Below are 19589 nucleotides of genomic sequence, written 5' to 3'. Positions count from 1 at the left end.
TGTCGCGGATCCGCGCCGGCCTCACAAGATACTGACCTCACAGCGGGGCCGGCGCATGCGCCGGCGCCGCTCAGCATGACCAAGGACGCAACATGGGTAAGGCGACTGGCTTTCTCGAATTTCCGCGCCAGAACGAAGGTTACGAGCCCGTAACCAAGCGCGTGAAGCACTACAAGGAATTCGTATTCGCGCTGTCCGACAGCGAAGCGAAGATCCAGGGCGCGCGCTGCATGGACTGCGGCATTCCGTTCTGCAACAACGGCTGCCCGGTCAACAACATCATTCCTGACTTCAACGACCTGGTTTACCGCCAGGACTGGAAGTCGGCGATCGAGGTGCTGCACCAGACCAACAACTTCCCCGAGTTCACGGGCCGCATCTGCCCGGCACCGTGCGAGGCGGCCTGCACGCTGGGCATCAATGAAGCACCGGTCGGCATCAAGTCGATCGAGCACGCCATCATCGACAAGGCCTGGGAAGAAGGCTGGGTTGCCCCGCAACCGCCCAAGCACAAGACCGGCAAGACCGTTGCCGTGGTCGGCTCCGGCCCCGCAGGCATGGCCGTCGCCCAGCAGCTGGCACGCGCCGGCCACGACGTGACCGTGTTCGAGAAGAACGACCGCATCGGTGGCCTGCTGCGCTACGGCATCCCTGATTTCAAGCTCGAGAAGTGGCTGATTGACCGCCGCATGGAGCAGATGCAGGCCGAAGGCGTGACCTTCCGTGCCGGCGTGATGGTGACCGACGGCGAACTGCCGGCAGGCATCAAGAACTATGCGCGTGAAACCATCTCGGCCCAGGCCCTGCAAGACCAGTTTGACGCCGTGGTGCTGGCGGGTGGCTCGGAAGTGCCGCGGGACCTGCCGGTGCCGGGGCGCGACCTCGACGGCATTCACTACGCGCTGGAATTCCTGATCCCGCAGAACAAGGAAGTGGCCGGCGACGAGCCCAACGCGCTGCGCGCCGATGGCAAGCACGTGATCGTGATCGGCGGCGGTGACACCGGCTCCGACTGCGTGGGCACCTCGAACCGCCACGGCGCGGAATCGATCATCCAGTTCGAGCTGCTGCCGCAGCCGCCGGAAGAAGAGAACAAGGCGCTGGTGTGGCCGTACTGGCCGATCAAGCTGCGCACCTCGTCCTCGCACGACGAAGGCTGCAGCCGCGACTGGTCGGTGGCCACCAAGGAATTCATCGGCGAGAACGGCAAGATCACCGCGCTGAAGGCCTGCCGCGTCGAGTGGAAGGACGGCAAGATGCAGGAAGTGCCGGACAGCGAGTTCATCCTCAAGGCTGACCTCGTGCTGCTGGCCATGGGCTTCACCAACCCGGTGGGCTCGCTGCTCTCCGCTTTCGGCGTGGACACCGACGCGCGCAAGAACGCCCGTGCCAGCACCGAAGGCGATCGCGCTTACCACACCAACGTGCCCAAGGTGTTCGCCGCCGGCGACGTGCGCCGCGGCCAGTCGCTGGTGGTGTGGGCGATCCGCGAAGGCCGCCAGGCCGCGCGTTCGGTCGATGCCTTCCTGATGGGGCATTCGGAACTGCCGCGCTGATCTGCTGAAATGGTGATGCCGTGACGCGTTGATCGCGTCGCAAGACCCGCCCCGCGCAAGCCGGGCGGTTTTTTTTATTGCGGCGCGCTCAGCGTGGCTGCAGCGCGCTGCCCATCAGCACGGCGTCGTCGCCGTAAGCCGACAGTTTGGCGGACAAGGCAGCGTTGGCGGGCGTCAAATTCTCGTACCCGAGTCTGCGCCACCAGGCCGCCGCCGATTGCACGGCGACCAACCGCGACGAGCGCAATCCGGCATCGAGCGCGGCCGCACGGGCAGCAGCGTAGAGCGCTGGCGCCAGGCCCTTGCCCTGGCCGGCGGGCGCCACCGCCATGTCGTGCACGAACCAGGTCAGCGTGCTGGCCGGCTCACCAGCGTGCTCCCAATGCCGCTCCAGCACGCCGTCGAGTGCGGGCAGGCTGTCCTGCGGCCACATATGGGTAAACAGGTAGGCTGCCAATTTGCCTTCCTGCCCGGCAGCCACGCAGCACGTGGCGGGCGACAGCGCCAGGCGGCTGCCCAGCGCTGCGGCGGACTCCAGCAGCATCCCGCGATAGCACTGGGCCTGGATTTCCAGCACGGCGGACAGGTCGGTGGCCCGCATGGGCCGCAGAGTGTATTCACGCATGACGGGCGATTATAGGCGGCGCCAAACGAGAGAGGCCGTGGATGCCCGGAGAGCCGCGCCCAGCCGTGCTCACAGGGTTGTCCCGGCTATGGTTAACGTGGTCTGTGCGGCTCTAGGCATTCTTCGTAGAATGATCTGAACATTAAAAACAACGACTGCCTCGCTAATCCCTTTTCAGCCGATCAAGATGCCACGGCAATGCCAGTGGCCCGGAGGAATTGATGTCCGAAGTGCGCATTGTTTCGCGGCTTTGGCGAGGTAAGGCGAAGTTGCTTCACCCCGCTGCCATGCCGGCTTGTCTGCAGTTGTTCTTGCACGTCTGGCATCCACTGTTCCTCGCTGCCCTGCTGCTTGCTGCGAGCGGACCCGGCCTTGCCCGGCCAGCCTCAGTGCCGGCTACCGCGACGCCGGCAGCGTTTACGCGCCCGATATCGTTTCCCGTCCGACCTATCCGGCTGATCGTGCCTTTTCCGGCCGGCGGCGTGCCGGATGCTGTCGCGCGCCTGCTGGCCGAGCGCCTGGCGGTACACCTCGACGTGCCGGTCGACGTCGACAACCGGCCCGGCGCGGGCGGCACCACCGCGGGAGACGTGGTGGCCAAGGCCAGTTCCGACGGGCATACCTTGCTGTTCCACCAGGCCACCATGCTGATCCAGCCGGGCCTGGAGCCGGTGCCTTACGACGTGGTGCGCGACTTCACGCCGGTGGCGCGGGTCGCGACCATGCCGCTGTTCCTGGTGATCGATGCGCGCCTGCCGATGCGCACGCCACAGCAATGGCTCGCCGCGGTCAACGCCAGCCCGGGATCCTACAGCTACGGTTCCGGCCAGGCTGGCAGCCCCTCGCACCTCTATGCCCAATATGCCGTGCACGGTGTGCCGAACGGGGTGCCGCTGGTCACGGCCAAGGGCGAAGCGGCGGTGGTGCAGGAGATGCTTGCCGGGCGCGTCAGCGCCTGCTTCTGCGCATTTGCTTCCGTGCAGGCCCAGGTCAAGAGTGGCAATTTGCGCTTGCTCGGCGTGACTGGCGTGGCGCGTTCGCAACTGGCGCCCACGGTGCCCACGCTGCAGGAGTCGGGGCTGGATGGCTACGGCGCGGGCGCCTGGTACGGCGTCATTGCCCCGGCCAAGACGCCGCATGCCATCGTGGCGCGGATCGCCAGCGAACTGGATAGCATCATGGGCGAGCGCGAGGTGCGGGACCGCTTGCTGGCGGCCGGGCTGACGCCGCTGCGCGATTCGCCGGAAGCCTTTGCAACGGCGATCCGCTCGGAATCGATCCAGTGGCAGGTTATCTTGCGGCAAACCGGCGGGCCGACCGAGCCTTAAGGGGCACTTATGCGGGAAGGGCGATTGAAGTTTGCAACGCAAATGTGATGAAACAATTATTTGCGTTTAACGGATGTGGATTGCGGCACACTGCCTCGGGCAGCGCTAGGTAGTAGCCCTTATAATGGCGGACTGCCTAACACGGTGCCAACGTGACCGATTACGCCTCAAACCTCGTCGAGCTCCAAGCTGTCGATTTCGCCTATACGGCGGGCGGCAAGCCAATCCTGTCAGGCCTTAGCATGCGCTTCCCGCGCGGCAAGGTGGTGGCTGTCATGGGCGGCTCCGGCTGCGGCAAGACCACCGTGATGCGCCTGATCGGCGGCCAGGTCAGGCCGCAGAGCGGCCAGGTGCTCTTCAACGGCGCTAATATCCCCACCCTCGACCGCAATGACCTGTATGCCGTGCGGCGGCAGATGGGCATGCTGTTCCAGTTTGGCGCGTTGTTCACCGATCTCTCGGTGTTCGATAACGTTGCCTTCCCGTTGCGCGAACATACCGACTTGCCCGAGTCGATGATCCGCGACCTGGTGCTGATGAAGCTCAATGCGGTTGGCCTGCGCGGCGCGCGCGAGCTGATGCCTTCGGAGATCTCCGGCGGCATGGCGCGCCGGGTGGCGCTGGCCCGTGCCATCGCGCTCGATCCCGCCTTGCTGATGTACGACGAGCCCTTTGCCGGGCTCGACCCGATCTCGCTGGGCCTGACCGCGCGCCTGATCCGTAGCCTGAACGACGCGCTGGGGGCCACCACCATCATCGTGTCGCACGACGTCAACGAGACCTTCCTCATTGCCGACTACGTCTATTTCATCGCCAATGGCCGCATTGCCGCCGAAGGCGAGCCCGAGGCCCTGCGCGCCTCGACGGATCCCTTCGTGCACCAGTTCGTCCATGCCGAGCCCGACGGCCCGGTTCCATTCCACTATCCGGGGCCGTCGCTGGCCGAGGACTTCGTGAGCGGGGCGGGACGATGATGGGATTCTTCATGAGCATCGGCTCCGCGGTGCGGCAGTCGGTCAGCGGCCTGGGCCATGCCACGCGCATGTTCTTCACCGTCCTGGCGATGTCCCCGGCGCTGCTGCGCCGCTTCCGGCTGGTGAGCGACCAGATTTTCTTTGTCGGGAACCTGTCGCTGGTGATCATCGCGGTTTCTGGCCTGTTTGTCGGCTTCGTGCTGGGTTTGCAGGGCTATTACACGCTGAATCGCTACGGCTCGGAGCAGGCGCTGGGCCTGCTGGTGGCGCTGTCGCTGGTGCGCGAGCTGGGTCCGGTGGTGACGGCGCTGCTGTTCGCCGGCCGCGCCGGCACCTCGCTCACCGCCGAGATCGGCCTGATGAAGGCTGGGGAGCAGCTTAGCGCCATGGAAATGATGGCCGTCAACCCGCTGCAGCGCGTGATCGCGCCGCGCTTCTGGGCTGGCGTGGTTGCCATGCCGGTGCTGGCGGCGATTTTCAGCGCCGTTGGCATCCTGGGCGGCTATGTGGTCGGGGTGCAGATGATCGGCGTGGACGCGGGCGCGTTCTGGTCGCAGATGCAAAATGGGGTGGATGTTCGCAATGACGTGCTCAATGGCGTCATAAAGAGCTTCATTTTTGGCATCGCGGTGACGTTTATAGCGTTGTACCAGGGTTATCAGGCCAAGCCGACACCGGAAGGCGTGTCGCGCGCCACTACGCGCACCGTGGTGATTGCCTCGCTGGCGGTGCTGGCGCTGGATTTCCTGCTGACTGCGCTGATGTTCAGCTGACTTGGCCGGTGCGGTCGCCGGAGCCGGAGTACTTGAAGAAGAGACGCAGATGAAAAGAAATACACTCGATTTCTGGGTTGGGCTGTTTGTTGTGGCGGGTTTCGTGGCGCTGCTGTTTCTGGCACTAAAGGCCGGCAACATGAGTACGCTGTCGTTCCAGGAGACCTATTCGGTGCAGGCGCGCTTCGATAATATCGGCGGCCTGAAGCCGCGCGCCCCGGTAAAGAGTGCCGGCGTGGTGGTGGGCCGGGTGGCCGATATCCGCTTCGACGACAAGACCTACCAGGCGACCGTGACCATCAACCTGGAAAAGCGCTACCAGTTTCCCAAGGACACCTCGGCCAAGATCCTGACCTCCGGCTTGCTCGGGGAGCAGTACCTGGGCCTTGAGGCGGGCGGCGATACCGCCATGCTGGCGGAAGGCTCGCGCATCACCATGACGCAATCGGCCGTGGTGCTGGAGAACCTGATCGGGCAGTTCCTGTACAACAAGGCCGCCGATGCAGGGGCCGGTGGCAACAGCGCCGGCGGCGCTGCCGCTGGAGCCGGAGCCGGAGCCGCCAGCGGTGCAGCGGGGGGATTGAAATGACCGGCAAGCGTGCTGCTGCGCGCTGGCGTGCGGGACGAAACTGGTTGCTGGCAGCGTCGGTCGCATGGCTGGCGGCAGGTTGCGCAACCGGCCCGACGGCCAACCCGAAGGATCCCCTCGAGCCCCTCAACCGGGAAGTCTTCAAGGTCAACGACGCCGTCGACAGGACCGTGCTGCGCCCGGTCGCCCAGGTGTACGCCGATTACGTTCCGTCGCCGATCCGCACCGCGATCGACAACGCATTTTCCAACGTGAGCGATGTCTACTCGGCCGTCAACAACCTGCTGCAGGGCAAGCCCACCCGCGCGGCGGAAGACTCCATGCGCGTGGTCATCAACAGCGTGTTGGGCATTGGCGGCCTGATCGACATCGCCACGCCGGCCGGCTTGCCGAAGTACAAGGAGGATTTCGGCCAGACGCTGGGCGTATGGGGGGCGCCGGCAGGCCCGTACCTGGTGCTGCCGCTGTTCGGGCCGAGCACGGTGCGCGATACTGCCGGCATGCTGGTCGACCGCCAGATCGATCCGTCGGCGTATATCGATCCCGTGTGGCTGCGCAACTCGCTGTTCGGGGTGCGTGTCATCAACGCCCGGGCCTCGCTGCTTGGCGCCACGGGCCTGATCGAAATGGCGGCGCTCGACAAGTACGCCTTCATGCGCGACGCGTACCTGCAGCGCCGCGAGTACCAGATCTATGATGGCAACCCGCCGAAGCATGACGATACCGTGCCGACCAGCCCGCCGCCGGACGCCACGCAGGAAAACCAGTCACTGCCCACGCCGCCCGTGCAGATGCCTGGCAATATGGGCAATTTCCGCCTGCGTTGAGCGGGCGTTGTTGCAGCTCGTGTCGCCGCTGTGAGCGGTGCAACAAAGTATGAAGATGTGGCGCCGGAAGCTCCGGCGCCGCGAACTCGCAGGCCTCGCCCGAACTCCAACTGGGCGCATGACCATTACCGGCCTTGGGGCCGGGACGCGCAAGGCTGCCATACTGCGGTGCCCCTGCGTTATCGAATTGATAAGGACAAGATATGCTGAAGCGACTGTTGCTGCCTTTTCTTACCGTGGTTGCCTTTGCCGGTGCCGCCCACGCCCAATCGCAGGATGCCAGCACGCCCGACGGGCTGGTCAAGGCCGTGGTCGGCGACGTGATGACTTCGGTCAAGGCGGACAAGGACATGCAGGCCGGGAACATCGGCAAGATCTCGGCGCTGGTGGAGCAGAAGATCCTGCCCAACGCGAATTTCCAGAAGACCACGCAGATCGCCATGGGCCGCAACTGGTCCAAGGCCACGCCCGAGCAGCAAAAGCAGATTGCCGACGAGTTCAAGACCCTGCTGATCCGGACCTATTCGGGCGCCATCGCGCAGATCCGCGACCAGACCGTGCAGTTCCGCCCGTACCGCGGCAGCCCGGACGATACCGACGCCACCATCCGCACTCAGGTCATCAACAAGGGCGAGCCGATCCAGCTCGACTACCGCCTCGAGAAGACCCCGCAAGGCTGGAAGGTCTATGACATCAACGTGCTGGGCGCCTGGCTGACCGAAGCCTACAAGGGCAGCTTCAACACCATCGTGGGCCAGCAGGGCGTGGACGGCGTGATCAAGACGCTGCAGGACCGCAACCGCCAGCTCGCCAACGCCAAGAACTGAGCCTGCTTGCCTGCCTGCAGGGCAGGCCGCGGCGCAGCATGGCTGGCCGAAGTGTTCTACAATGAGCGCTCCCGTACTCGCGGGAGTGCTTTTTTCCAGACCCGCATCCCCGGACCGCTGCCAGATGCTTTCGCTCGACACCTCGCTGACCAACCGCAACGCCGCCACCGTGCTGCGTGACGGGCTGGCACGCCTGGCCCAGGGCGAAGCCCAGGTGGACTGCAGCAAGCTGACCCAGGTCGACTCCGCCGCCGTCGCCGTGCTGCTGGCCTGGCAGCGCGATGCCGGCAGCCGCGGCCAGTCGCTCGCGTTCGTTGGCGTACCGGCCCAGCTGGCTGAGCTGGCCACGCTGTACGGCGTCGATTCCCTGCTGCAAGTTGGCGCCCAGGCGGGCGCCACGGGCGCGCGGGGCGCGCAAGACACCGTTTCCCACCGACATTGAACCGGCATCCGTGGCAAGCTGCTGATCTGCGCTTGCTACCGCGATGCCCGGGCGATGGCTCGCGCCACGCCTCGCGCTCAAAGCGGGACTGCTCCCGCATCCCCTATAATTCCGGGTTGTTCGACCGTTCCGGCATATAAGGCTCGGACAAGACACGGTCGAAGCACCCAGGCGGTCCCCGCCATTTCAAGGAGGCCGGCGTGCGAGCCCACAAAAGCCCGACGCGTCTGCCAAACAGTATCCGGCCATGAAAGCCATCGAACTCAAAAATGTTCGCAAGCGCTACCGCAACCTGCAAGCGCTCAAGGGCGTCAGCTTCACCGTCGAGCGGGGCGAATTCTTCGGCCTGCTCGGCCCCAACGGTGCAGGCAAGACCACGCTGATCTCCATCCTGGCGGGCCTGAACCGTGCCGATTCCGGCAGCGTCAGCGTGCTCGGCCACGACGTGGTGTCCGATTACCGGCTGGCGCGGCGCATGTTGGGCGTGGTGCCGCAGGAGCTGGTCTTCGATCCCTTCTTCACGGTGCGCGAGACGCTACGCCTGCAGTCCGGCTATTTTGGCCTGACCCGCAATGACGACTGGATCGACGAGATCATGGCCAACCTGGATCTCACCAACAAGGCCGACGCCAATATGCGCCAGCTCTCCGGCGGCATGAAGCGGCGGGTGCTGGTGGCCCAGGCGCTGGTGCACCGGCCGCCGGTCATCGTGCTCGACGAGCCCACCGCCGGGGTCGACGTGGAGTTGCGCCAGACGCTGTGGAAGTTCATCTCGCGCCTGAATCGCGAAGGCCACACCATTATCCTCACCACCCACTACCTCGAAGAAGCCGAGGCGCTGTGCGACCGCATCGCTATGCTCAAGTTCGGCGAGGTGGTGGCGCTGGACCGCACCAGCAACCTGCTGAGCCAGTTCGCCGGGTTGCAGCTGGCGCTGACGTTCTCCCGAGGCACGTTGCCGGCCGCGCTCGAGCCGCTGCGCATGCCGTCCTCCAATCCGGGCGAGCGTGCCGTGCGCCTGCGCCTGTCGGGCTATCCGGCGGTGGAGCCGATCCTGGCCGCTTGCCGCGAGGCCGGCTGCGAGATCGAAGACATGGAAATCAACAAGGCAGACCTGGAGGACGTGTTCGTGCAGATCATGCGGCGCGAAGGTCATATGCCGGGTGCGCTGCCGGATACGGCGGTGGAGGCTGCAGCATGAAGATGCCAACTGAATTCGACGGCACGCAAGAGGCCATCAACACGCACCTCGCGCCGATGGCGGTGGGGGGGCTGGTGGGCTTTCGCACCCTGCTCTACAAGGAAGTGCTGCGTTTCTGGAAGGTCAGCTTCCAGACCGTGGCCGCGCCAGTGCTCACCGCGATCCTGTACCTGCTGATTTTCGGCCATGTGCTGGAGAACCGGGTGAAGGTGTACGACCAGATCAGCTATACCGCCTTCCTGGTGCCGGGCCTGGTGATGATGAGCGTGCTGCAGAACGCCTTCGCCAATAGTTCGTCGTCGCTGATCCAATCCAAGATCACCGGCAACCTGGTGTTCATCATGCTGCCGCCGCTGTCGCACTGGGAGATGTTCGGCGCCTACGTGGTGGCGTCCATCGTGCGCGGCCTGGCCGTGGGCCTGGGTGTGCTGCTGGTGACGGCCTGGTTCGCCAACCTGCACTTCGCCAATATCGCGTGGATCCTGGTGTTTGCCGTGCTGGGTGCGGCGATCCTTGGCACGCTGGGGCTGATCGCCGGGATCTGGGCCGAGAAGTTCGACCAGCTCGCGGCTTTCCAGAACTTCCTGATCATGCCGGCCACCTTCCTGTCCGGCGTGTTTTATTCGATCCACTCGCTGCCTCCCTTCTGGCAGGCGGTGTCGCATGCCAATCCGTTCTTCTACATGATCGACGGCTTCCGCTATGGCTTCTTCGGTGTCTCCGACGTGGCGCCGACCTTCAGCCTCGCAGTCGTGGGTACGGCTTTCGTGGTGCTTGCCACGGTCGCGCTGCAGCTGCTCAAGAGCGGCTACAAGCTGCGCCACTGAACGCCGCCCGCAAGAGCACAAGAGCACAAGAGCACAAGAGCAGAAAGCCAAGAGCCCGTCTATCCAGATCCGGAAACGCAAGCGAATCAACGCGAAAAGACCATCATGCTGCCTACACCCCAACAAGTCAGGGACTATATCGCCCAAGGGCTGTCCTGCGAACACCTGGAAGTGGAGGGCGACGGCCAGCACTTCTTTGCCACCATCGTCAGCGCCCAGTTTGACGGCAAGCGCCTGATCCAGCGGCACCAGCAGGTCTACGCCGCGCTGGGCGACCGCATGCGCGCCGAGATCCATGCGCTGTCGATGAAGACGCTGACGCCGGCCGAATGGCAGGCGCAGGCGGGCGAGGGCAAGCAGTAAGCGCCGGAACCAGCCGGCCCCGTACAAAAAAATACGGACCAACAAGCTGGCCGCCCGACAGGCCGGACATGACAAACAGGGCCCGCACCACGCGCGGCGGCCCACGGGTACCAGATGCTGCGGCGGCGCGCCCTTGACGCACCGCCACGGACCGTAATGAACCATGCCGGACGCCAGCGGGCGGCCGGCCGGAATTGAAAGAACATGGACAAACTCGAGATCCAGGGCAATGGCCCGCTGCGAGGCGAGATCCGCGTATCCGGCGCCAAGAACGCTGCGCTGCCGATCCTGTGCGCCGGGCTGCTTAGCGCGGACACCATCTCACTCGACAACGTTCCCAGGCTGCAGGACGTGGGCACCACGCTCAAGCTGCTGCGCCAGATGGGCATGAAGGCCGAGCAGGATGGCGCGCGTGTGACGCTCAACGGCGCCGACGTCAACTCGCCAGAGGCCCCCTACGAACTGGTCAAGACCATGCGCGCCTCGATCCTGGTGCTGGGCCCGCTGGTGGCGCGCTTCGGCGAGGCGCGAGTGTCGTTGCCCGGCGGCTGCGCCATTGGCGCGCGCCCGGTCGACCAGCACATCAAGGGCCTGCAGGCCATGGGTGCCGAGATCAGCATCGAGCACGGCTTTATCCATGCCCGCGCCAAGCGCTTGAAGGGCGCGCGCGTGGTGACCGACATGATCACCGTGACCGGCACCGAGAACCTGCTGATGGCCGCCACGCTGGCCGACGGCGAGACCGTGCTCGAGAACGCCGCGCGCGAGCCTGAGGTGACCGACCTGGCCAACCTGCTGGTCAAGATGGGCGCCCGCATCGAGGGCATCGGCACCGACCGCCTGGTGGTGCAGGGCGTGGATCGCCTGCATGGCGCCAGCCACGCCGTGATCGCCGACCGCATCGAGGCCGGCACCTTCCTGTGTGCGGCCGCCGCGACGCTGGGCGACGTGGTGCTGCGCGGCGTGTCGCCGCACATCCTGGACACGGTGCTCGACAAGCTGCGCGAAACCGGCGCCGCCATCGAGACGGGCGAGGACTGGATCCGCCTGAAGATGGCCCAGCGCCCGCAGTCGGTGAGCTTTCGCACCTCAGAATACCCGGCCTTCCCGACCGACATGCAGGCGCAGTTCATGGCGCTGAACAGCGTGGCCGGCGGGGTGGCCCGCATTACCGAAACCATTTTCGAAAACCGCTTCATGCACGTGCAGGAGCTGAACCGGCTGGGCGCCGACATCGCGGTGGAAGGCAATGCCGCGGTGGTCACCGGCGTGCCCCGTCTGTCGGGCGCCAAGGTGATGGCGACTGACCTGCGCGCCTCTGCCAGCCTGGTGATCGCCGGCCTGGTGGCCGAGGGCGAAACCGTGATCGACCGCATCTATCACCTCGACCGTGGCTATGACCGCATGGAAGACAAGCTGTCGGCCGTGGGCGCCAAGATCCGCCGCATCGCCTGAGCGCACGAAAAGATAAAAGGACGCAGATGAGCCCCTCCCCGACCCAGTTGACGCTGGCCCTCTCCAAGGGCCGGATCTTCACCGAAACCATGCCGCTGCTCGAGGCGGCCGGCATCCATGTCACCGAGGATCCGGAAACCTCGCGCAAGCTGATCCTGCCCACCTCCGATCCGGACGTGCGCGTCATCATCGTGCGCGCCTCCGACGTGCCGACCTACGTGCAATACGGCGCGGCCGACTTCGGCGTGGCGGGCAAGGACGTGCTGATGGAACACGGCATGGCCGGGCTGTACGCGCCGATCGACCTGAATATCGCCAAATGCCGCATGTCGGTGGCGACCTCGGCCGGTTTCGACTACGCCAGCGCGGTGCGCCAGGGCGCGCGGCTGGCCGTGGCCACCAAGTATGTGCAGACCGCGCGCGAGCACTTCGCCAAGAAGGGCGTGCACGTGGACCTGATCAAGCTGTATGGCTCGATGGAACTCGGGCCGCTGGTGGGACTGGCTGACGCCATTGTCGACCTGGTCAGCACCGGTGGGACCCTGCGTGCCAACAACCTGGTCGAAGTGGAAGAGATCGTGCAGATATCGTCGCGCCTGGTGGTCAACCAGGCTGCTCTCAAACTCAAGCGTGAGCGGCTTGCCCCGATTCTCGACGCGTTTGAACGGGCCTCCGCCGCGCTGGCTTGATGCCGCGCAGGAGAGAGCCTGGGGAATGGAGTCATGAACGAAAATTCTATGGAAAACCTCGAAATCCGCCGGCTGGATTCAACCGAGCAGGGCTTTGCCGCCGAGTTGCGCAAGGTGCTGGCGTTTGAAGCCGGTGAAGACGACGCCATCGATCGCGCCGTGGCGCAGATCCTTGCCGATGTGAAGGCACGCGGCGACGCCGCGGTGCTGGAATACACGCAACGCTTTGACCGCGTCGAAGCCGCCTCGATGGCCGCGCTGGAGATCTCGCCGGCCAAGCTCGAAGCGGCGCTCGACGAACTCGAGCCCAAGCGCCGCGCGGCGCTGGAGACTGCGGCGGCGCGCGTGCGCGCCTACCACGAGAAGCAGAAGATCGAGTGCGGCAGCCACAGCTGGGAATACACCGAATCCGACGGCACCGTGCTGGGACAGAAGGTGACCCCGCTGGACCGCGTCGGCATCTATGTGCCGGGCGGCAAGGCGGCGTACCCGTCGTCCGTGCTGATGAACGCCATCCCCGCGCGCGTGGCCGGCGTCAAGGAAGTCATCATGGTCGTGCCCACGCCGGGCGGCGTGCGCAACGAGCTGGTGCTGGCCGCCGCACAGATAGCCGGCGTGGACCGCGTGTTCACCATCGGCGGCGCGCAGGCGGTTGGCGCGCTGGCCTACGGCACGGGCTCGCTGCCCCAGGTCGACAAGATCGTTGGCCCGGGCAACGCCTACGTGGCGGCGGCCAAGCGCCGCGTGTTCGGCACCGTCGGCATCGACATGATCGCCGGCCCGTCCGAGATCCTGGTGATCTGCGACGGCACCACCGATCCGGACTGGGTGGCGATGGACCTGTTCTCGCAGGCCGAGCACGATGAGCTCGCGCAATCCATCCTGCTGTGCCCGGACTCGAACTACCTGGCCCAGGTGGAGGAGAGCATCCACCGCCAGCTTGATTCCATGCCGCGCCGCGATGTCATCCGCGCCTCGCTGTCCGGGCGCGGCGCGCTGATCCGGGTACGCGACATGGACGAGGCCTGCGAGATCGCCAACGCGATCGCGCCGGAGCACCTGGAGATTTCCGCCGAGAACCCGCGCCACTGGGCCGAGAAGATCCGCCACGCCGGCGCCATCTTCCTGGGCCGCTACACCAGCGAGTCGCTGGGCGACTACTGTGCCGGGCCCAACCATGTGCTGCCGACCTCACGCACCGCGCGTTTCTCGTCGCCGCTGGGTGTGTACGACTTCCAGAAGCGCTCCAGCCTGATCGAAGTGAGCGAGCAGGGCGCCCAGATGCTCGGCCAGATCGCCGCCGAGCTGGCCTACGGCGAGGGCTTGCAGGCCCACGCCCGGAGTGCCGAATACCGCCTGAGGCGCAACTGAAGCGCACTTTAGGCAAAGCGGCCGGGCTCCCCCGGGTTTGTCCAGGAGCCGGCCAGATACCCGCAATCCGCACCGACCACCGACCCAAGAGGTAATCCAATGTCCGTAGTGCAGCCTTCCCTGATCGAACGCATCATCCGTGACGACGTACGCGCCATGGGCGCCTACCATGTGCCGGATTCGCACGGTCTGGTGAAGCTGGACGCGATGGAAAACCCCTACCAGCTGCCCGACGCGCTGCGCGCAAAGCTGGCCGCGCGGCTGGCCGAGGTGGCGTTGAACCGCTACCCGGTGCCTAGCAGCGAAGTGCTGCGCGCGCGCCTGAAAACGGTCATGGACGTGCCCGCGGGCATGGACGTGCTGCTGGGCAACGGCTCGGACGAGATCATCAGCATGTTGTCGCTGGCCGCCGCCAGGCCGGGCGCCAAGGTGCTGGCACCGGTGCCGGGCTTCGTCATGTACGCCATGTCCGCCCAGTTTGCCGGGCTGGAATTCGTCGGCGTGCCGCTCAAGGCGGATTTCACGCTCGACCGTGCCGCCATGCTCGCGGCCATGGCCGAGCACCAGCCGGCCATCATCTACCTGGCCTACCCCAACAATCCCACCGGCAACCTGTTCGATGCGGATGACATGGAAGCCATCGTGCGTGCCGCCCAGGGCGAGGTTTGCCAAAGCCTGGTGGTGGTCGACGAGGCCTACCAGCCATTCGCCCAGGACACCTGGATGCCGCGCCTGGCCGAGTTCGGCAACCTGCTGGTGATGCGTACCGTGTCCAAGCTGGGCCTGGCCGGCATCCGGCTGGGTTACCTGGCCGGCGCGCCGGAATGGCTCTCGCAGCTCGACAAGGTGCGCCCGCCGTACAACGTCAATGTGCTGACGGAGGCCACCGCGCTGTTCGTGCTGGAGCACGTCGATGTGCTGGACCAGCAGGCTGCGCAACTGCGCGCCGAGCGCGCCACCGTGGCCAGCGCCCTGGCTGCCTTGCCGGGCGTGACGGTGTACCCGAGCGCCGCGAATTTCCTGCTGGTGCGCGTCGCCGATTCCGCCCATGTGTTCGACGGGGTGCTCGCGCGCAAGGTTTTGATCAAGAACGTGGGTAAAATGCACCCATTGCTGGCCAACTGTCTGCGCGTCACGGTCAGCACTCCCGAAGAGAACGCGCAATTTCTCGCTGCCTTCCAGGCGGCGTTGCAGGATTAACACCATGCGTGTTGCAGAGGTCACCCGCAATACTTCGGAAACGCAAATTCGCGTTTCGCTGAATCTCGATGGCACCGGCCGCCAGAAACTGGCGTCCGGCGTGCCGTTCCTCGACCACATGCTGGACCAGATCGCCCGCCATGGCATGTTCGACCTCGAGGTTGAAGCCAGCGGCGACACCCATATCGATGACCACCACACGGTGGAAGACGTCGGCATCGCGCTTGGCCAGGCCGTTGCCAAGGCTATCGGCGACAAGAAGGGCATCACCCGCTACGGCCACAGCTATGTGCCGCTGGACGAATGCCTGTCGCGCGTGGTGATCGACTTCTCCGGCCGTCCCGGCCTGGAGTTCCACGTGCCGTTCACCCGCGCGCGGGTGGGCAGCTTCGACGTGGACCTGACCATCGAGTTCTTCCGCGGCTTCGTCAACCATGCCGCGGTAACGCTGCATATCGACAACCTGCGCGGCATCAATGCCCACCATCAATGCGAAACCGTGTTCAAGGCCTTCGGCCGTGCGCTGCGCATGGCGGTGGAAATGGATCCGCGCGCCGGCAACACGATTCCGTCGACCAAGGGCACCCTCGTCGGCTGAGCCTGAACGGCGTCCACCAGCCTCGCATGGCGGCGCGTTCTGCGCCGCCGGCGGCAAACCTCCGATCAACGTGGTGCCGATGCGGCACCGACGCGGCATTAGCGCGACATTAGCCCAACCCGATGGATACGCTTAAGTCGTTCATCTCGCTGCTGGCGCTGATCAACCCGATCGGGGCCATCCCGTTCTTCATCAGCCTGACTACCCAGCAGACCGAGGAAGAAAAGCGGCATACCATCAAGATCGCGGCGATCTCGGTGGCGACGGTAGTGGGCATCTCCGCCTTGCTGGGCCAGCAGATCATTGAGTTCTTCAACATCTCGGTGGCCTCGCTGCAGGTGGGCGGCGGCCTCATCATGATCATGATGGCGATGAACATGCTGAATGCCCAGACCGGTCGCACCAAGGCGACGCCCGAGGAAGAGGACGAGGCGGAAGCCAAGGCCAGCATCGCGGTGGTGCCGCTGGCGCTGCCCTTGCTGACCGGGCCCGGCTCGATCAGCACGGTGATCGTCTATGCCGGCAAGACCCAGCACTGGTACCAGTTGCTGATTCTGGTCGGAATTGGGATCGCGCTGGGCGCAGTGGTATATATAGTGTTCCGCGCCGCGGACCCGATCGCGCGCGTGATCGGCCGCACTGGCATCAATATCGGCACGCGCTTGATGGGACTGATCCTGTCGGCGCTGGCCGTGGAATTCATTGTGGACGGGCTTAAGACATTGTTGCCTGTTTTGAAATCATGACTACCATAGCAATTGTGGATTACGGCATGGGCAACCTGCGCTCGGTGGCGCAGGCCCTGCGTGCGGCGGCGCCTGAGGCGGACGTGCAGGTGGTGGACCAGCCCGAGGCGATCCGCGCGGCGGACCGCGTGGTGCTGCCCGGCCAAGGGGCAATGCCCGACTGCATGGGCGCGCTGGGCGCTTCCGGCTTGCAGCAGGCGGTGATCGAGGCCGCTGCCAGCAAGCCGATGCTGGGAGTGTGCGTTGGCGAACAGATGCTGTTCGACTTCAGCAAGGAAAGTAGGGCGCAGGACGGCAGCACGCCTTGCCTGGGGCTGTTGCCCGGCGAGGTGATCCGCTTCGAGCTGGAGGGCATGACCCAGCCGGACGGCTCGCGCTACAAGGTGCCGCAGATGGGCTGGAACCGGGTGCGGCAAGCGCGCTCCCATCCGCTGTGGGCTGGCATTCCTGATGAAAGCTGGTTCTATTTCGTGCATAGTTACTACGTGCATGCGCAGGATCCGGCGCATATCGCCGGCGAAACCGACTACGGTGTCGTATTTACGAGCGCGGTGGCGCGCGATAATATTTTTGCCACGCAGTTCCACCCGGAAAAGAGCGCCGCCATGGGCTTGCAGCTGTACCGGAACTTTGTGCACTGGAATCCTTGAACCTCGATAGCGGCTTTTTCGGGACCGAGTTGGCCGGCCACGGTGGCTAGCTCAATTTTCTCTTTCACTCAATCACGCTCGTCACACTTATGTTGCTCATTCCGGCCATCGACCTGAAGGACGGTCAATGTGTACGCCTTAAACAAGGCGACATGGACCAGGCCACCGTCTTTTCCGAAGATCCCGCCGCCATGGCACGTCACTGGGTGGAGCAGGGCGCACGGCGCCTGCACCTGGTCGACCTCAATGGTGCGTTCGTGGGCAAGCCCCGCAATGAAGCTGCCATCAAGGCCATCATCGCCGAGGTGGGCGATGAGATCCCGATCCAGCTCGGCGGCGGCATCCGCGACCTGAATACTATCGAGCGCTGGCTCGACGGCGGCCTGTCGTACGTGATCATCGGCACTGCCGCGGTCAAGAATCCGGGTTTCCTCAAGGATGCCTGCACGGCGTTCGGCGGCCATATCATCGTTGGCCTGGACGCCCGCGAAGGCAAGGTCGCCACCGACGGCTGGAGCAAGCTGACCGGCCACGAAGTCGCGGACCTCGCGCGCAAGTACGAGGACTACGGCGTGGAAGCCATCATCTACACCGACATCGGCCGCGACGGCATGCTGCAGGGCATCAACATCGATGCCACCGTCAAGCTGGCGCAGTCGGCGACGATTCCGGTGATCGCCAGCGGCGGGCTGTCCGACCTGGCCGATATCGAACGCCTGTGCCGCGTGCAAAAGGATGGTGTCGAAGGCGTCATCTGCGGCCGCGCGATCTATTCGGGCGACCTCAATTTCGCTGAAGCCCAGGCGCTTGCCGACAAGCTCGGCGCCGAGCAGTAAGACAACGCGCCTCGCGCGCGACAATTGCAGCCACCGGCGCTGTGCATGCGTGCAGCGCCGTGGCGGGCAAGGAATCCCATGCTAGCCAAACGTATCATCCCCTGCCTCGACGTGACCAACGGGCGGGTGGTCAAGGGTGTCAACTTCGTCGAATTGCGCGACGCGGGCGACCCGGTCGAGATCGCCCGCCGTTACGACGAGCAGGGTGCTGATGAAATCACTTTTCTTGACATCACCGCGACCAGCGACGGCCGCGACCTGATCCTGCACATCATCGAGGCGGTTGCCTCCCAGGTCTTCATCCCGCTGACGGTGGGCGGCGGCGTGCGCGCCGTGGAAGACGTGCGGCGCCTGCTCAATGCCGGCGCGGACAAGATCAGCGTCAACTCCTCGGCCATCGCCAACCCGCAGCTGGTGTCTGACGCCACCGCGCGCTACGGCTCGCAGTGCATCGTGGTCGCGATCGACGCCAAGCGCAGCTCCGCGCCCGGCGAGCCGGCGCGCTGGGAAGTCTTCACCCACGGCGGGCGCAAGGCCACGGGCCTGGACGCCGTGGAATGGGCACGCGAGATGGCCGCGCGCGGCGCCGGCGAGCTGCTGCTCACCAGCATGGACCGCGACGGCACCAAGAGCGGCTTCGACCTCGAGCTCACGCGGGCTGTCAGCGACGCGGTGTCGGTGCCGGTGATCGCCTCGGGCGGCGTGGGCGGCCTGAAGGACCTGGCCGACGGCATCAAGCTGGGGCACGCCGACGCGGTGCTGGCCGCCAGCATCTTCCACTACGGCGAGCACACCGTTGGCGAAGCAAAGGCATTCATGGCCCGCGAGGGCATTCCGGTGCGAATCTGAACACGGCGAACCGACATGGCAAAGAAGTGGCTCAACAAGGTTAAGTGGGACGACAACGGCCTGGTGCCGGTGATCGTCCAGGAAGTCGGCTCGAACGACGTGCTGATGTTTGCGTTCATGAACCGCGAAGCGCTCCAGCGCACCGCGGAGATCGGCGAGGCCGTATTCTGGTCGCGCTCGCGCAAGCGCCTGTGGCACAAGGGCGAGGAATCCGGTCACGTGCAGAAGGTGCACGAAATGCGCCTGGATTGCGACGAAGACGTAGTCCTGCTCAAGGTCACCCAGAACGACGGCATCGCCTGCCACACCGGGCGCCACTCCTGCTTCTTCCAGAAGTTCGAAGGCGACGCCGACAACGGCGACTGGCAGACCGTCGAGCCCGTGCTCAAGGATCCGTCCACCATTTACGCGGCCAAGCCATGAGCGAGCAACACTTGAGCAGCGCGGACGTGCTGGCCCGCCTGGCCGCCGTGCTGGAGTCGCGCAAGCCGGAGAACGGCGGCGATCCGGACAAGTCTTATGTGGCACGCCTGTTCCACAAGGGCGACGACGCCATCCTGAAGAAGATCGGCGAGGAAGCCACCGAGACCGTGATGGCAGCCAAGGACGCCCGCGCCGCCGGCCTGGGCCCTGAGGCAGTCGGCAAGGTGGTGTACGAAGTGGCCGATCTCTGGTTCCACAGCATGGTGCTGCTCGCCCGCTTCGGCCTGAAGCCGGCCGACGTGGTCAACGAACTGGCCCGCCGCGAAGGCCTGTCCGGCCTCGAGGAAAAAGCCCAGCGCAAGGCCGACGGCAGCTGAATTCTCGCGCCGGCCGGCCGGGCAACCCGCAGCTACCAGCAGATTCGAGCCGCTTTGAGGAGC

General features: G+C 65.4%; 23 protein-coding genes. 22 read left to right on the top strand and 1 reads right to left on the bottom strand.

What is annotated here, in order from left to right:
- Window positions 1-92 precede the first annotated feature (92 nt).
- Window positions 93-1556, top strand: a complete 1464-nt coding sequence (locus ACGLHR_RS01955) for a glutamate synthase subunit beta (protein ID WP_183034187.1) — start codon at window positions 93-95, stop codon at window positions 1554-1556.
- Between the two features lie 88 nt (window positions 1557-1644).
- On the opposite strand, the gene ACGLHR_RS01950 is transcribed toward ACGLHR_RS01955, so the two are convergent.
- Window positions 1645-2181: a GNAT family N-acetyltransferase gene (locus ACGLHR_RS01950; RefSeq protein ID WP_400091556.1), complete on the bottom strand. Its 537-nt coding sequence runs from the start codon at window positions 2179-2181 to the stop codon at window positions 1645-1647.
- Between the two features lie 287 nt (window positions 2182-2468).
- On the opposite strand from ACGLHR_RS01950, the gene ACGLHR_RS01945 reads away from it, so the two are divergent.
- The 21 genes from ACGLHR_RS01945 (at window position 2469) to ACGLHR_RS01845 (ending at window position 19526) form a co-directional block, all read left to right on the top strand.
- Window positions 2469-3509: a Bug family tripartite tricarboxylate transporter substrate binding protein gene (locus ACGLHR_RS01945; protein ID WP_400091617.1), complete on the top strand. Its 1041-nt coding sequence runs from the start codon at window positions 2469-2471 to the stop codon at window positions 3507-3509.
- Window positions 3510-3661: 152 nt separating this feature from the next.
- The gene (locus ACGLHR_RS01940) at window positions 3662-4483 is read left to right on the top strand and encodes an ABC transporter ATP-binding protein (protein ID WP_400091554.1); all 822 of its coding nucleotides are present in this window, start codon (window positions 3662-3664) and stop codon (window positions 4481-4483) included.
- Window positions 4480-5256, top strand: a complete 777-nt coding sequence (gene mlaE, locus ACGLHR_RS01935; RefSeq protein WP_318231186.1) for a lipid asymmetry maintenance ABC transporter permease subunit MlaE — start codon at window positions 4480-4482, stop codon at window positions 5254-5256. The genes ACGLHR_RS01940 and mlaE overlap by 4 nt, the downstream gene beginning before the upstream one ends.
- A 49-nt stretch (window positions 5257-5305) precedes the next feature.
- A complete protein-coding gene (gene mlaD, locus ACGLHR_RS01930) occupies window positions 5306-5845 on the top strand; it encodes an outer membrane lipid asymmetry maintenance protein MlaD (RefSeq protein WP_400091553.1) in 540 nt (179 codons plus the stop codon).
- Entirely contained in the window at window positions 5842-6672 is an 831-nt protein-coding gene (locus ACGLHR_RS01925; RefSeq protein ID WP_400091551.1) for a VacJ family lipoprotein, read from the top strand. Before mlaD ends, ACGLHR_RS01925 begins: the two co-directional genes overlap by 4 nt.
- 203 nt (window positions 6673-6875) lie before the next feature.
- Entirely contained in the window at window positions 6876-7499 is a 624-nt protein-coding gene (locus ACGLHR_RS01920) for a phospholipid-binding protein MlaC (protein ID WP_267604546.1), read from the top strand.
- A 124-nt stretch (window positions 7500-7623) separates the two neighbouring features.
- Window positions 7624-7941: a lipid asymmetry maintenance protein MlaB gene (locus ACGLHR_RS01915; protein ID WP_400091549.1), complete on the top strand. Its 318-nt coding sequence runs from the start codon at window positions 7624-7626 to the stop codon at window positions 7939-7941.
- A 247-nt stretch (window positions 7942-8188) separates the two neighbouring features.
- Window positions 8189-9142 carry an ABC transporter ATP-binding protein gene (locus tag ACGLHR_RS01910; RefSeq protein WP_267604544.1) on the top strand — a complete coding sequence of 318 codons (954 nt, stop codon included), beginning with the start codon at window positions 8189-8191 and terminating at the stop codon, window positions 9140-9142.
- 56 nt (window positions 9143-9198) lie between these two features.
- Window positions 9199-9969, top strand: coding sequence for an ABC transporter permease (locus ACGLHR_RS01905; protein ID WP_400091615.1), 771 nt, complete (start codon window positions 9199-9201; stop codon window positions 9967-9969).
- A 105-nt stretch (window positions 9970-10074) separates the two neighbouring features.
- Window positions 10075-10332 (top strand): BolA family protein, encoded by a 258-nt coding sequence (locus tag ACGLHR_RS01900; RefSeq protein ID WP_006159650.1) that lies wholly within the window; start codon window positions 10075-10077, stop codon window positions 10330-10332.
- Between the two features lie 204 nt (window positions 10333-10536).
- On the top strand, window positions 10537-11787 hold the full coding sequence (murA, locus tag ACGLHR_RS01895) for a UDP-N-acetylglucosamine 1-carboxyvinyltransferase (protein ID WP_400091547.1): 1251 nt from the start codon (window positions 10537-10539) through the stop codon (window positions 11785-11787).
- 26 nt (window positions 11788-11813) lie between these two features.
- Window positions 11814-12476: an ATP phosphoribosyltransferase gene (gene hisG, locus ACGLHR_RS01890; protein ID WP_150985708.1), complete on the top strand. Its 663-nt coding sequence runs from the start codon at window positions 11814-11816 to the stop codon at window positions 12474-12476.
- A gap of 33 nt (window positions 12477-12509) precedes the next feature.
- Window positions 12510-13847, top strand: a complete 1338-nt coding sequence (gene hisD, locus ACGLHR_RS01885) for a histidinol dehydrogenase (protein WP_400091545.1) — start codon at window positions 12510-12512, stop codon at window positions 13845-13847.
- A 99-nt stretch (window positions 13848-13946) separates the two neighbouring features.
- Complete coding sequence (gene hisC, locus ACGLHR_RS01880) at window positions 13947-15047, top strand: histidinol-phosphate transaminase (RefSeq protein WP_400091544.1); 1101 nt, start codon at window positions 13947-13949, stop codon at window positions 15045-15047.
- A 4-nt stretch (window positions 15048-15051) separates the two neighbouring features.
- Window positions 15052-15645: an imidazoleglycerol-phosphate dehydratase HisB gene (gene hisB, locus ACGLHR_RS01875; protein WP_006159655.1), complete on the top strand. Its 594-nt coding sequence runs from the start codon at window positions 15052-15054 to the stop codon at window positions 15643-15645.
- A gap of 122 nt (window positions 15646-15767) precedes the next feature.
- The gene (locus ACGLHR_RS01870; protein ID WP_267604538.1) at window positions 15768-16391 is read left to right on the top strand and encodes a YchE family NAAT transporter; all 624 of its coding nucleotides are present in this window, start codon (window positions 15768-15770) and stop codon (window positions 16389-16391) included.
- Entirely contained in the window at window positions 16388-17041 is a 654-nt protein-coding gene (hisH, locus tag ACGLHR_RS01865; protein WP_267604537.1) for an imidazole glycerol phosphate synthase subunit HisH, read from the top strand. Before ACGLHR_RS01870 ends, hisH begins: the two co-directional genes overlap by 4 nt.
- 89 nt (window positions 17042-17130) lie before the next feature.
- Window positions 17131-17877 carry a 1-(5-phosphoribosyl)-5-[(5-phosphoribosylamino)methylideneamino]imidazole-4-carboxamide isomerase gene (gene hisA / locus ACGLHR_RS01860; RefSeq protein WP_318231181.1) on the top strand — a complete coding sequence of 249 codons (747 nt, stop codon included), beginning with the start codon at window positions 17131-17133 and terminating at the stop codon, window positions 17875-17877.
- A gap of 78 nt (window positions 17878-17955) precedes the next feature.
- Window positions 17956-18726, top strand: a complete 771-nt coding sequence (gene hisF / locus ACGLHR_RS01855) for an imidazole glycerol phosphate synthase subunit HisF (RefSeq protein ID WP_267604535.1) — start codon at window positions 17956-17958, stop codon at window positions 18724-18726.
- 15 nt (window positions 18727-18741) lie between these two features.
- Window positions 18742-19149, top strand: coding sequence for a phosphoribosyl-AMP cyclohydrolase (gene hisI, locus ACGLHR_RS01850; RefSeq protein ID WP_006159660.1), 408 nt, complete (start codon window positions 18742-18744; stop codon window positions 19147-19149).
- Window positions 19146-19526, top strand: coding sequence for a phosphoribosyl-ATP diphosphatase (locus ACGLHR_RS01845; protein WP_253931149.1), 381 nt, complete (start codon window positions 19146-19148; stop codon window positions 19524-19526). The genes hisI and ACGLHR_RS01845 overlap by 4 nt, the downstream gene beginning before the upstream one ends.
- Window positions 19527-19589 lie beyond the last annotated feature (63 nt).

Origin of the sequence: Cupriavidus sp. CuC1 (assembly GCF_044627735.1) — a bacterium.
GTDB lineage: Bacteria > Pseudomonadota > Gammaproteobacteria > Burkholderiales > Burkholderiaceae > Cupriavidus > Cupriavidus ulmosensis.
Note: the sequence above shows the minus strand (reverse complement) of the source record. Positions and strands in the feature narration are given on the sequence as shown.

Coding starts and splice junctions, on each gene's coding strand:
- ACGLHR_RS01955 (WP_183034187.1), top strand. CDS start 93: ATGGGTAAGGCGACTGGCTTTCTCGAATTTCCGCGCCAGAACGAAGGT.
- ACGLHR_RS01950 (WP_400091556.1), bottom strand. CDS start 2,181: ATGCGTGAATACACTCTGCGGCCCATGCGGGCCACCGACCTGTCCGCC.
- ACGLHR_RS01945 (WP_400091617.1), top strand. CDS start 2,469: ATGCCGGCTTGTCTGCAGTTGTTCTTGCACGTCTGGCATCCACTGTTC.
- mlaE (WP_318231186.1), top strand. CDS start 4,480: ATGATGGGATTCTTCATGAGCATCGGCTCCGCGGTGCGGCAGTCGGTC.
- mlaD (WP_400091553.1), top strand. CDS start 5,306: ATGAAAAGAAATACACTCGATTTCTGGGTTGGGCTGTTTGTTGTGGCG.
- ACGLHR_RS01925 (WP_400091551.1), top strand. CDS start 5,842: ATGACCGGCAAGCGTGCTGCTGCGCGCTGGCGTGCGGGACGAAACTGG.
- ACGLHR_RS01920 (WP_267604546.1), top strand. CDS start 6,876: ATGCTGAAGCGACTGTTGCTGCCTTTTCTTACCGTGGTTGCCTTTGCC.
- ACGLHR_RS01915 (WP_400091549.1), top strand. CDS start 7,624: ATGCTTTCGCTCGACACCTCGCTGACCAACCGCAACGCCGCCACCGTG.
- ACGLHR_RS01910 (WP_267604544.1), top strand. CDS start 8,189: ATGAAAGCCATCGAACTCAAAAATGTTCGCAAGCGCTACCGCAACCTG.
- ACGLHR_RS01905 (WP_400091615.1), top strand. CDS start 9,199: ATGGCGGTGGGGGGGCTGGTGGGCTTTCGCACCCTGCTCTACAAGGAA.
- ACGLHR_RS01900 (WP_006159650.1), top strand. CDS start 10,075: ATGCTGCCTACACCCCAACAAGTCAGGGACTATATCGCCCAAGGGCTG.
- murA (WP_400091547.1), top strand. CDS start 10,537: ATGGACAAACTCGAGATCCAGGGCAATGGCCCGCTGCGAGGCGAGATC.
- hisG (WP_150985708.1), top strand. CDS start 11,814: ATGAGCCCCTCCCCGACCCAGTTGACGCTGGCCCTCTCCAAGGGCCGG.
- hisD (WP_400091545.1), top strand. CDS start 12,510: ATGAACGAAAATTCTATGGAAAACCTCGAAATCCGCCGGCTGGATTCA.
- hisC (WP_400091544.1), top strand. CDS start 13,947: ATGTCCGTAGTGCAGCCTTCCCTGATCGAACGCATCATCCGTGACGAC.
- hisB (WP_006159655.1), top strand. CDS start 15,052: ATGCGTGTTGCAGAGGTCACCCGCAATACTTCGGAAACGCAAATTCGC.
- ACGLHR_RS01870 (WP_267604538.1), top strand. CDS start 15,768: ATGGATACGCTTAAGTCGTTCATCTCGCTGCTGGCGCTGATCAACCCG.
- hisH (WP_267604537.1), top strand. CDS start 16,388: ATGACTACCATAGCAATTGTGGATTACGGCATGGGCAACCTGCGCTCG.
- hisA (WP_318231181.1), top strand. CDS start 17,131: ATGTTGCTCATTCCGGCCATCGACCTGAAGGACGGTCAATGTGTACGC.
- hisF (WP_267604535.1), top strand. CDS start 17,956: ATGCTAGCCAAACGTATCATCCCCTGCCTCGACGTGACCAACGGGCGG.
- hisI (WP_006159660.1), top strand. CDS start 18,742: ATGGCAAAGAAGTGGCTCAACAAGGTTAAGTGGGACGACAACGGCCTG.
- ACGLHR_RS01845 (WP_253931149.1), top strand. CDS start 19,146: ATGAGCGAGCAACACTTGAGCAGCGCGGACGTGCTGGCCCGCCTGGCC.